This window comes from Pseudomonas sp. PP3 (genome assembly GCF_905336995.1).
GTDB lineage: Bacteria > Pseudomonadota > Gammaproteobacteria > Pseudomonadales > Pseudomonadaceae > Aquipseudomonas > Aquipseudomonas reinekei.
In genome coordinates this window covers 3,187,230-3,197,793 of record NZ_HG995459.1, presented here as the reverse complement: position 1 = coordinate 3,197,793, position 10,564 = coordinate 3,187,230, and the positions used below count along the sequence as shown (strand labels likewise).

General features: G+C 58.2%; 8 protein-coding genes. 5 read left to right on the top strand and 3 right to left on the bottom strand.

Annotation, left to right across the window (positions count from 1 at the left end):
* Positions 1-109: 109 nt before the first annotated feature.
* A complete protein-coding gene (locus KHO07_RS14515) occupies positions 110-472 on the bottom strand; it encodes a response regulator (RefSeq protein WP_212627571.1) in 363 nt (120 codons plus the stop codon).
* 261 nt (positions 473-733) lie between these two features.
* Here KHO07_RS14515 and KHO07_RS14510 point away from each other — a divergent pair, with 261 nt between their 5' ends.
* The 5 genes from KHO07_RS14510 (at position 734) to KHO07_RS14490 (ending at position 7,275) form a co-directional block, all read left to right on the top strand.
* The gene (locus KHO07_RS14510; protein ID WP_212627570.1) at positions 734-4,222 is read left to right on the top strand and encodes a response regulator; all 3,489 of its coding nucleotides are present in this window, start codon (positions 734-736) and stop codon (positions 4,220-4,222) included.
* Positions 4,222-5,055: a protein-glutamate O-methyltransferase CheR gene (locus KHO07_RS14505; RefSeq protein ID WP_150732859.1), complete on the top strand. Its 834-nt coding sequence runs from the start codon at positions 4,222-4,224 to the stop codon at positions 5,053-5,055. Before KHO07_RS14510 ends, KHO07_RS14505 begins: the two co-directional genes overlap by 1 nt.
* The gene (locus KHO07_RS14500; protein WP_212627569.1) at positions 5,052-5,645 is read left to right on the top strand and encodes a chemotaxis protein CheB; all 594 of its coding nucleotides are present in this window, start codon (positions 5,052-5,054) and stop codon (positions 5,643-5,645) included. Before KHO07_RS14505 ends, KHO07_RS14500 begins: the two co-directional genes overlap by 4 nt.
* Positions 5,639-6,820, top strand: a complete 1,182-nt coding sequence (locus tag KHO07_RS14495) for a hybrid sensor histidine kinase/response regulator (protein ID WP_150732861.1) — start codon at positions 5,639-5,641, stop codon at positions 6,818-6,820. The genes KHO07_RS14500 and KHO07_RS14495 overlap by 7 nt, the downstream gene beginning before the upstream one ends.
* Positions 6,821-6,897: 77 nt before the next feature.
* The gene (locus KHO07_RS14490) at positions 6,898-7,275 is read left to right on the top strand and encodes a response regulator (RefSeq protein WP_150732862.1); all 378 of its coding nucleotides are present in this window, start codon (positions 6,898-6,900) and stop codon (positions 7,273-7,275) included.
* Positions 7,276-7,318: 43 nt separating this feature from the next.
* Here the strand turns inward: KHO07_RS14490 and KHO07_RS14485 are convergent, their stop codons facing one another.
* Positions 7,319-8,986, bottom strand: a complete 1,668-nt coding sequence (locus tag KHO07_RS14485; RefSeq protein WP_191635205.1) for an ATP-binding protein — start codon at positions 8,984-8,986, stop codon at positions 7,319-7,321.
* Complete coding sequence (locus KHO07_RS14480; protein WP_150732864.1) at positions 8,986-10,488, bottom strand: ATPase domain-containing protein; 1,503 nt, start codon at positions 10,486-10,488, stop codon at positions 8,986-8,988. The genes KHO07_RS14485 and KHO07_RS14480 overlap by 1 nt, the downstream gene beginning before the upstream one ends.
* Positions 10,489-10,564: the final 76 nt, after the last annotated feature.

Sequence of the window (10,564 nt, the reverse complement as noted above, 5' to 3'; positions counted from 1 at the left end):
ACGAAATCGGGCGACCAAGGCATCAAGCGCAGAAAGGTAAGCGATCCACTTTTTTGAAAGTTGATGAGACTATTTGTAAATTCTCGTGTGTCAGGCAGGCATGCTGTTTTCAGTGGCCAAGAATCCCTTTGACCTTGTCCCGCAACTGATCAATGGAAAACGGTTTGCCAATGATATGCATGCCCACGGGCGCATCGATATTTTCGGCATAACCACTGGCAAACAGGATGGGCAATGCTGGCCGCAGCAGGCGCGCCTGAACTGCCAGCTCACGACCATCCATCACCGGAAGGCCGACGTCGGTCATCATCAAATCGATGTGCTGGTCTTCGTCATTGAGAAACTCCAGCGCCTTTTCGCTGCCGTCGGCCTCAAGCACCCTGAACTCCAGCTCCTCCAGCACATCGACGATCAGCATGCGAACGATGGCATCGTCTTCAACTACCAGGATGATGGACGCGTCGGAGGACATAGTAAGGGTTCCCAAAAAATGAAATTCGCGGTTGCCGGCCAATCGAAAACGCCGGTCTCTTGCATGAGTAAGTGGCGGCTCCCGACAAGTTCCCAAGGAAAGGAAAAAGAATGGCCGCGCAAGTCAGGCAAGGATAACCCGCGCCCACGAACTGGAGCAGCGGAATGTAGGACCTTGGGCTAAAACATGTGAGAAAAATGGATCCATGGACCACTTTTGGGGCAAACTCGCGCAATTCTGATAGTTCGAAAGGCCTGCCCCATGACCTCAGCGTCTTTGGTTGATGAACAACGATTCCGCAAGCTCCTGAGCCGCAACATCGGCCTTCCGCTGGGTGTTGGCGCCATCAGTGCTGTTTTCTTCGTGTCGCTGATTACCTATTTGCTCTCGACGATCCAATGGGTCGAGCACACCGACCGGGTGATCAATAACGCCAATGAGGCGGTCAAGTTGACGGTCGACCTGGAAACCGGGATGCGCGGGTATCTGCTCAGTGGCGACGAAAAATTTCTCGAACCCTATGAAACGGCCAAGCCCCGCGTTGAAGTCGTGCTCAACACGTTGCTCGAATTGACGGCTGATAATCCGGTTCAGACCGACCGTCTGCATCGCCTGCAATCCTTACAGCAGGAGTGGGCCAGCTACGCGCAAACCATGATCGACTTGCAGCGAACCAGCGGCGACTACCGCAGCGCGGTCCGGGCCGGGAAGGGCAAGCGCTTGACCGACGAGGTCCGCAAGCAGTTCGAAGACGTGATCGACATGGAGCAGCAGCTGCGTGCCACGCGTAACGAAGAGGTGCGGCGCACCACGATCTGGAGCATCGGCCTTTATTTGGTGTTCATTGCCGCCATCAGCGCTTTGCTGGCCTATATCGGTCGCCGCGACCTGATGAACCTGTCGCAAAGCTACGCCGCCACACTGGCTGCGCAGCAGGCCAGTGCCCTGCGCCTGGAACAGCAAGCCTGGCTGCGCAATGGCCAGACAGAACTGGCCGAGCAAGTGTTGGGGCAACTGTCGCTTAATTTGCTGGGGCGCAACATCCTGCAATTTTGTGCGCAGTACCTCGGCAGCGCTGTGGCGGCCATCTATGTTCGCGAAGAACACGGTGGCTTGCGGCGCGTAGCGTCTTACGGTTTCTCCCGTGAACAGGAGTCCCTTGAGCAACATATTTATAGCGATGAAGGCATCGTCGGCCAGGTGGCGCAACAGGCACGCCTGATTCGACTCGACAATGTGCCAAGCGACTATTTCAAGGTCAGCTCCGGCCTCGGCGAAGGCCTGCCTCGCAGCGTGCTGGTGGTGCCGACCAGCGAAGATGACCGGGTCAACGGCGTTATCGAACTGGGTTTCCTGCGCCCGTTGATTGATCGGGACATTGAACTGCTTGAACTGATTGCCGGTAACATCGGCACGTCGATTGAGGCGGCGCGCTATCGCCAGCGTTTGCAGGAGGTGCTGGCCGAAACCCAGCAGCTCAACGAAGAGCTGCAAGTGCAGCAGGAAGAGCTGAAAACCGCCAACGAAGAACTGGAAGAGCAGTCGCGGATTCTCAAGGAATCCCAGGCCCACCTGGAAACCCAGCAGGTCGAGCTGGAACAAACCAACGAGCAACTCGCCGAACAGGCCGAAGTGTTGGCCGCACAACGCGACGCCATGGACCTGAAGAATACCGAGCTCAATCAGGCCCAGAGTCAGCTTGAGGAGCGCGCCGAAGAGTTGCAGCGCTCCAGCAAGTACAAGTCCGAATTCCTCGCCAACATGTCCCACGAACTGCGAACGCCGCTGAATAGCTCGTTGATCCTGGCCAAGTTGCTGGCGGAAAACCCCCAGGAAAACCTCAGCGCCGAGCAGGTGAAATTCGCCGAATCGATTTACTCCGCCGGCAATGACCTGCTCAACCTGATCAACGACATTCTCGACATCTCCAAGGTCGAGGCCGGCAAACTGGAGATCCGCCCGGAGAACACCAGCGTTGCGCGTCTGGTGGAAGGTCTGAGCGGGATGTTCCAGCCATTGGCGGCGGACAAGCAGCTCGCGTTCCATGTCGAGTTGCAAGACGGTGCGCCCGCCATGATGTTCACCGACCGCCAGCGTCTGGAACAGGTGATCAAGAACCTGCTGTCCAACGCGGTGAAATTCACCGAGAAAGGCAGCGTCAGCCTGAGCGTCGCCGCAGCGCCGAACGACGGGATTGCCTTCAGCGTCCGCGACTCCGGGATCGGCATCGCCAACGATCAGCACGAAAGCATTTTCGAAGCGTTCCGCCAGGCCGACGGCACCACCAACCGGCGTTACGGTGGCACCGGTCTGGGGCTGTCGATTTCCCGCGATCTGGCCGCACTGCTGGGCGGTTCCATCAGCGTGACCAGCACGCCGGGGCAGGGCAGTGTGTTTACCCTGGTGTTGCCGCAACAGTACGTTGAACAGGGCGAAGAAGCCGTGGTGCCGATGCGGGCCATACCGGTGGCGACGCCAACTTATGTGGCACCCATCGCATTGGCGCCGTTGATGAACGAAGAGATTCCACGCTTCGACGATGACCGCGGCAAGGCACCGTTCACCAGTCGCTGCATCTTGGTGGTGGAAGACGAACCGAATTTCGCGCATATCCTCTACGACCTGGCCCATGAATTGGGCTATCACTGCCTGGTGGCCCACGGTGCCGACGAAGGTTATGACCTGGCCCGGCAGTTCATTCCTGACGCTATCCTGCTGGACATGCGCCTGCCGGACCATTCCGGTCTGACCGTGCTGCAGCGCCTGAAGGAACATGCCGAAACCCGGCACATTCCGGTGCACGTGATTTCGGTCGAGGACCGGGTCGAAGCGGCCATGCACATGGGCGCGATTGGTTATGCGGTCAAACCGACCACCCGCGAAGAACTCAAGGATGTATTCGCGCGTCTGGAAGCCAAACTGACCCAGAAGGTCAAACGCGTGTTGCTGGTCGAAGACGATGACCTGCAGCGAGACAGTATTTCCCGGTTGATTGGCGACGATGACATCGAAATCACCGCCGTCGGTCTTGCCCAGGATGCACTGGAGTTGCTGCGTACGACGATCTTCGATTGCATGATCATCGACCTCAAGTTGCCGGACATGCTCGGTAATGACTTGCTCAAGCGCATGTCCACCGAGGATATCTGCTCGTTCCCGCCCGTGATCGTCTACACCGGCCGCAACCTCACTCGGGATGAGGAAGCCGAGCTGCGCAAGTATTCGCGCTCGATCATCATCAAGGGCGCGCGTTCGCCCGAGCGTTTGCTGGATGAGGTGACACTATTTCTGCACAAAGTCGAATCACGGTTGTCCCATGAGCGACAGAAGATGCTCAAGACCGCCCGCAGCCGCGACAAGGTCTTCGAGGGTCGCAAAGTGCTGTTGGTGGACGACGATGTACGTAACATCTTCGCCCTCACCAGTGCACTGGAGCAAAAGGGCGCAGTCGTGGTCATTGGCCGTAATGGCCGGGAAGCGATTGAACGATTGAATGAAGTCGAAGACATCGATCTGGTGTTGATGGATGTGATGATGCCGGAGATGGATGGTTTTGAAGCCACCATCGAGATCCGCAAGGACCCGCGCTGGCGCAAGCTGCCAATCATCGCGGTGACGGCCAAGGCCATGAAGGACGATCAGGAGCGCTGCCTGCAGGCGGGTTCCAATGATTACCTGGCCAAACCCATCGACCTGGACCGGTTGTTTTCGCTGATTCGTGTGTGGTTACCGAAGATGGAACGTATCTAGTGGAACGCAATTATTCAGGGGAGCGAAGCAGCGAAATCGAATTGCGCCTGTTGATTGAGGCTATCTACCTCAAATACAGCTACGATTTTCGTGATTACTCCGGTGCATCGATCAAGCGTCGGGTGAGCCATGCGCTGACGCAGTTCGAATGCAGCACCATTTCGGCATTGCAGGAAAAAGTCCTGCATGACCCGACGGCGTTCATGCAGCTCCTGCAATTGCTGACGATTCCGGTCAGCGAGATGTTCCGCGACCCCTCGCACTTCCTGGCCATTCGTGAGGAAGTGGTGCCGCTGCTCAAGACTTACCCCTCGATCAAGATCTGGATCGCCGGGTGCAGCACCGGGGAAGAGGTCTATTCGATGGCCATCCTCCTGCGTGAAGAGGGACTGCTGGACCGCACGATCATTTACGCCACGGACATCAACCCGCGCTCGCTGGACAAGGCCAAGCAAGGCATCTTCTCGATGGAGAATGTCCGCGCCTACACGTCCAACTACCAGCAGGCCGGAGGCAAGCGCTCGTTCGCCGACTACTACACGGCGGCCTATGGTTACGCGATATTCGACAAGTCGCTGTGCGAGAACGTGACCTTTGCCGATCACAGCCTGGCGACCGACAGTGTCTTTTCAGAAACTCAGTTAATTTCATGTCGCAACGTATTGATCTATTTCAATAAAAAACTTCAAGATCGGGCTTTCGGCTTGTTTCATGAGTCGCTGTGTCATCGCGGTTTCCTGGTGCTGGGCAGCAAGGAAACCCCGGATTTTTCAGCCTTCGGCAACCAGTTCGAACCGCTGGTCAAACAAGAACGGATCTATCGCAAGTCATGAACACTGCAACGGATTTGCCTTCTGTGGAAGCCATTGTGATCGGCGCCTCGGCCGGTGGCGTCGAAGCGTTGATCAACATCCTCGGCCCGCTGCGTGAAGGCTTCGTGTTGCCGATCATTGTCGTGTTGCACCTGCCTGGTGAACGCCGCAGCCATCTGGCCGAAGTGTTCGCCCGGCGTGTGTCGATGCCGGTTCTGGAGGCCGGGGACAAGACGCCGGTCGAGGCCGGCACCCTGTATTTCGCCGCACCGGGTTATCACCTGTCGGTGGAGCACGACCGCAGTTTTTCCCTGAGCCTTGAAGACCGCGTGCACCATTCGCGGCCAGCCATCGATTATCTCTTTGAGTCTGCCGCCGACGCGTACGGTCCCTCCTTGGCGGCCGTTTTGCTGACTGGCGCCAATCGTGACGGTGCCAGCGGGCTGGCGCAGGTAAAACAGCGCGGCGGGCTGACCATCGTGCAAGACCCGCAGGAAGCGCAGGTCGCAACCATGCCCCAGGCAGCGCTGGATATTCACCAGCCTGACCACATTCTCCCTATCCGCGGCATCGGCCGTCTGCTTGTCGAGCTGGAACGAATCGCATGCTAAGTAATATCCAGGCCAAACTGCTGATCGTCGACGATCTGCCGGAGAATCTGTTGGCACTCGAAGCGCTGATCAAGCGCGAAGACCGAACCGTGTACAAGGCGCAGTCTGCCGACGAGGCCCTGTCGCTGTTGCTGCAGCACGAATTCGCCATGGCCATCCTCGACGTACAGATGCCCGGCATGAACGGCTTTGAACTGGCCGAATTGATGCGCGGCACGGAAAAGACCAAGAACATTCCGATTGTGTTTGTCAGTGCCGCCGGCCGTGAGCTCAATTACGCGTTCAAGGGCTACGAAAGCGGCGCCGTGGATTTCCTGCACAAACCGCTGGATATCCACGCGGTCAAGAGCAAGGTCAACGTCTTCGTCGAACTGTTCCGCCAGAGCAAGGCGATGAAGCAGCAGGTTGAACAACTGGAACAAAGTCGCCGCGAGCAGGAAGCGCTGCTCAATCAATTGCAGAGCACCCAACTGGAGTTGCAACAGGCGGTACGCATGCGCGATGACTTCATGTCGATTGTCGCCCACGAAGTGCGCACGCCGCTCAACGGCCTGATTCTCGAAACCCAACTGCGCAAGATGCACCTGGCCCGGGATAACGCCGCCGCCTTCACCCTCGATAAAATGCACGCGATGGTCGATCGCGACGAGCGGCAGATCAAAAGCCTGATCCGCCTGATCGAAGACATGCTCGATGTGTCACGCATCCGCACCGGTAAGCTGTCGATCCGCACGTCGATGTTCGATCTTTCAGCCCTGGTCCGCGGCTTGTTGCAGAATTTCGCGCAACAGATTGATGCTGCCGAAGCGTCCGTATCCCTCGAAGCCGAGCAACCGGTGATCGGGAATTGGGACGAGTTTCGCATTGAACAGGTGATTTCCAACCTGCTGACCAACGCCTTGCGCTACGGTGCCAAGAGTCCGATCAGTGTGAAGGTATACAGTGAGCGCGGCGAGGCGCGGGTTGAAGTCCGTGATAGCGGCATCGGTATCAGCGAAGAAAACCAGCAACGGATTTTCCAGCAGTTCGAGCGGGTATCGGCCAAACACGCCGTCGCCGGGCTGGGTTTGGGATTGTTTATTTCTGAACAGATTGTGACCGCCCATGGCGGTACCATTACCGTCGAAAGCCGGATTGGCGAAGGCGCCCTGTTTCGCGTTTGTCTGCCGCTGTAGGAAAACAGCCAGATAAACGCAACCTCTGATCGACCCCACGGTCGTATCAGCAGCTATTGACCGAACAAAGGCTTCCCATGAGTGAAGATGCACAAGACGTCGTATTGATCGTCGAAGATGACCCCTCGATTCTGATGGTGCTGTCGGCCTATCTGTCGGGGGAGGGCTACCGGGTGTTGCAGGCCGAAAACGGCGAGCAGGCTTTTGCAATCCTCGCCAGCAAGCCGCACCTGGACATGATGATCACAGACTTCCGCCTGCCGGGCGGGATCTCCGGCGTGCAGATCGCCGAACCCGCGGTAAAACTGCGACCCGAGCTCAAGGTGATTTTCATCAGCGGTTACCCGCAGGAAATCCGCGAGACAGACAGCCCGATCACCCGCACGGCACCGATTTTGGCCAAGCCGTTCGACCTGGATGTGTTACAGGAAATCATGCAAGACATGCTCTCCTGATCCCTGAAGGCGCTGCCTGAGGCTGCGCCTGCAGGGTTGGGTTTCAGGCGCTGATCATTTCCCGCACCTTGGCCGTCAACAGGTCGAACGTGAACGGTTTGGTGATCATCTGCATGCCCGGATCAAGGAAGCCGCCGCGCACCGCCGCGTGCTCGGCATAACCGGTGATGAACAGGACCTTGAGGCCAGGGCGATACTGCCGACCGATTTCCGCCAATTGCCGGCCGTTCATCCCGGGCAGGCCGACGTCGCTGATCAACAGGTCGATGCGTTGCGCGGAATCGAAGATCGGCACCGCGCTGTCGGCATCGCAGGCTTCGACAAAGGCATACCCCAGATCACTCAGCACCGTGCTGACAAGTGCCCGCACGGCCGGGTCGTCTTCAACAATCAGAACGGTTTCGCCATTTTGTGCGAACAGTGGATGGTGACTGTCCGTCGGCTGATCTTGCGGCAGGTCGCCACCGTAGCGCGGCAGGTAAAGGCTCACCGTGGTGCCTTCGCCCACTTCGCTTTGAATGGCGACATGGCCCCGTGATTGTTTGCTGAAGCCATAGATCATCGACAAACCAAGGCCCGTGCCCTGGCCAATCGGCTTGGTGGTGAAGAACGGGTCAAAGGCGCGGTTGATGGTGCTTTGCGGCATGCCACAGCCATTATCGCTAACGCTGAGTGTGACGTAATCACCGGGGGTGAGATTACTGTGCAGGTCGGTGAAGGGCTTTTCCAGGCGTTGGTTCGACGTGGTCACGACTAATTTGCCGCCATCGGGCATGGCGTCGCGGGCATTGATGACCAGGTTGAGCAGGGCGCTTTCCAGTTGATTGGGGTCGGCTTCTGCCACCCACAGTTGATCGTTCAACTGCATATCCAGGCGAATGCTTTCATTGATGCTGCGTTGCAACAGCTCACCCATGGAAACCACCAGCGTATTCATTTCAACGGGTTTGGAATCGAGCGACTGACGTCGCGAAAACGCCAGCAGGCGATGGGTCAAGCCGGCCGCACGATTGGCTGAGGTCACACCGAGATCGATCAGGCTGTCCAGGTCGTCGATACGACCACGGGCCAGACGCCGGCGCAGCAGTTCCAGGCTGCCGATGATACCGGTCAGCATGTTGTTGAAGTCGTGGGCGATACCGCCGGTGAGTTGGCCGACCGCCTCCATTTTTTGCGACTGACGCAACACTTCTTCGTTGTGGCGCAACTGCGCGGTGCGCTCTTCGACCTGTTGTTCAAGGGTTTCCAGGGTGTTTTGCAGGCGAAGTTCGCTTTGACTCAAGTCGACCAGCCGATCCCTGGCTTCGTACTGTCGTCGACGCCCACGCAGGGCGGTGGTCACCAGACTGATCAACGTCTCCGGATGAAACGGTCGCTCGAGGAAGGTCACATTGCCCAGTTGCGGGCCGAAGCGTGAAGCGGGGTTCTGTTCCGGGCCACCGTGGTGCGTCAGCAGGACGATCGGCAAGTCCGACCATGCCGGCTGTTGATCGATCAGCGCCAACAGCGGTCCTAAATCACTGCGCAACAAGGCTTCGGAAGAGATCAGCAGCAGGCCGGCACCTTGTTCCAGTTCGCTGCACAGGTGCGGCAAGTCCGCGCTGATGACCCCGTCGTAGCCTGCCTCATTGAGCAACATCATTGCGATCTGACTGTCACGCCCCAGCGGCGCGAGAATGAGTGCGCGTTCGGATGTCGCCGGCTGGATCATCACTGGCCTTCATCCCCAAGCAATGGAATGGTCGCGCCCATATAAGTGGGTACACCGCGCAGCACACCCTGGAAGGCTTCCAGCGGTTCGCCGATGGTCATGCCATTGGCGCTGATGCGGTATTCGCGGATGGTCGATTCATGGCTGCCGGTGCGCTTCTTGATGATCGAAATGGCCCGGCGGACCTTGCCCAAGGCTTCGAAGTAACGCAACAGAATCACCGTATCGGCCAGGTAGGTGATGTCCACCGGGGCCTGCATGTCGCCGACGAGGCCATGCTGGGCGACGGTCATGAAGGTCGCTGCGCCTTTGCGGTTGAGATAAAGCAGCAACTCGTGCATGTGCAGCACCAGGGCATTTTCCTCTGGCATCGCCGCTTGATAGCCGTTGATGCTGTCGATCACCACGGTCTTGATGTTGCCCTCATCAACGCAGCGGCGCACTCGGTGGGAAAACTCGCCAGGGGACAATTCGGCGGCATCCACCTGCTCGATCATCAGGTTTCCACCCTCCTGCAACGCCTGCAGGTCGATGCCGATGTTTTTCATGCGCTCGAACAGCAAGCCCAGCTCTTCGTCGAAGATGAACAGCGCGGCTTTCTCGCCCCGGGCCACAGCAGCGGCGGCAAAGATCATCGTGATCAGCGACTTGCCCGTACCGGCCGGGCCGAGAATCAGCGTGCTGGACCCGGTCTCGATACCGCCACCCAGTAAGGCATCCATTTCCGCAATGCCACTGGTCAATTGCTGCCGGAGGTAGGTGCCGCGATGTTCGGCAGCCACCAATCGCGGGAACACGTGCACGCCATCGGCCATGATGGTGAAGTCGTGGAAGCCGCCGCGGTATTTCTGACCGCGATACTTCACCACGCGGATGCGACGACGCTCGGCGCCGTAGTTGGGCGTCAGCTCCTCCAGCCGAATCACGCCGTGGGCCACACTGTGCACGGTCTTATCCAGGGATTCGGTAGTCAGGTCGTCAAGCAGCAGCACGGTGGCTTCATAACGCACGAAGTAATGCTTGATCGCCAGAATCTGCCGACGGTAGCGCAGCGAGCTTTGCGCCAGCAGGCGAATTTCGGAGAGGCTATCGAGGATCACGCGGGTTGGTTTGACTCGCTCGACCACTTCGAAAATCTGCCTCGTGGCTTCACCCAGTTCGAGGTCGGAAGAGTAGAGCAGCGATTGCTGGTGCTCGGCATTGAGCACGCTTTCAGGGGGGGTGAGTTCGAAGATGTGGACATTTTCTCCCAGCTCCCAGCCGTGGGAGCGGGCGCCCTGACGCAACTCACGCTCGGTTTCAGACAGAGTGATGTACAACGAACGCTCGCCGGCTTCAGCGCCGGCCATGAGAAAGTGCAATGCGACGGTGGTCTTGCCGGTTCCCGGCTCACCCTCGAGCAAGAACACATGGCCGCGGGACAGTCCGCCATCGAGGATGTCATCCAGACCCACGATACCGGTTGCAGCTTTTTCGCTGATGAACACGTTAGATGTAGACAAAAAATGCCCTCTCTTGACTAGGGGAAGCGAGGCAGGTGACACGATTGCCACTATGGGCTGCCTGTTTCACTTGACC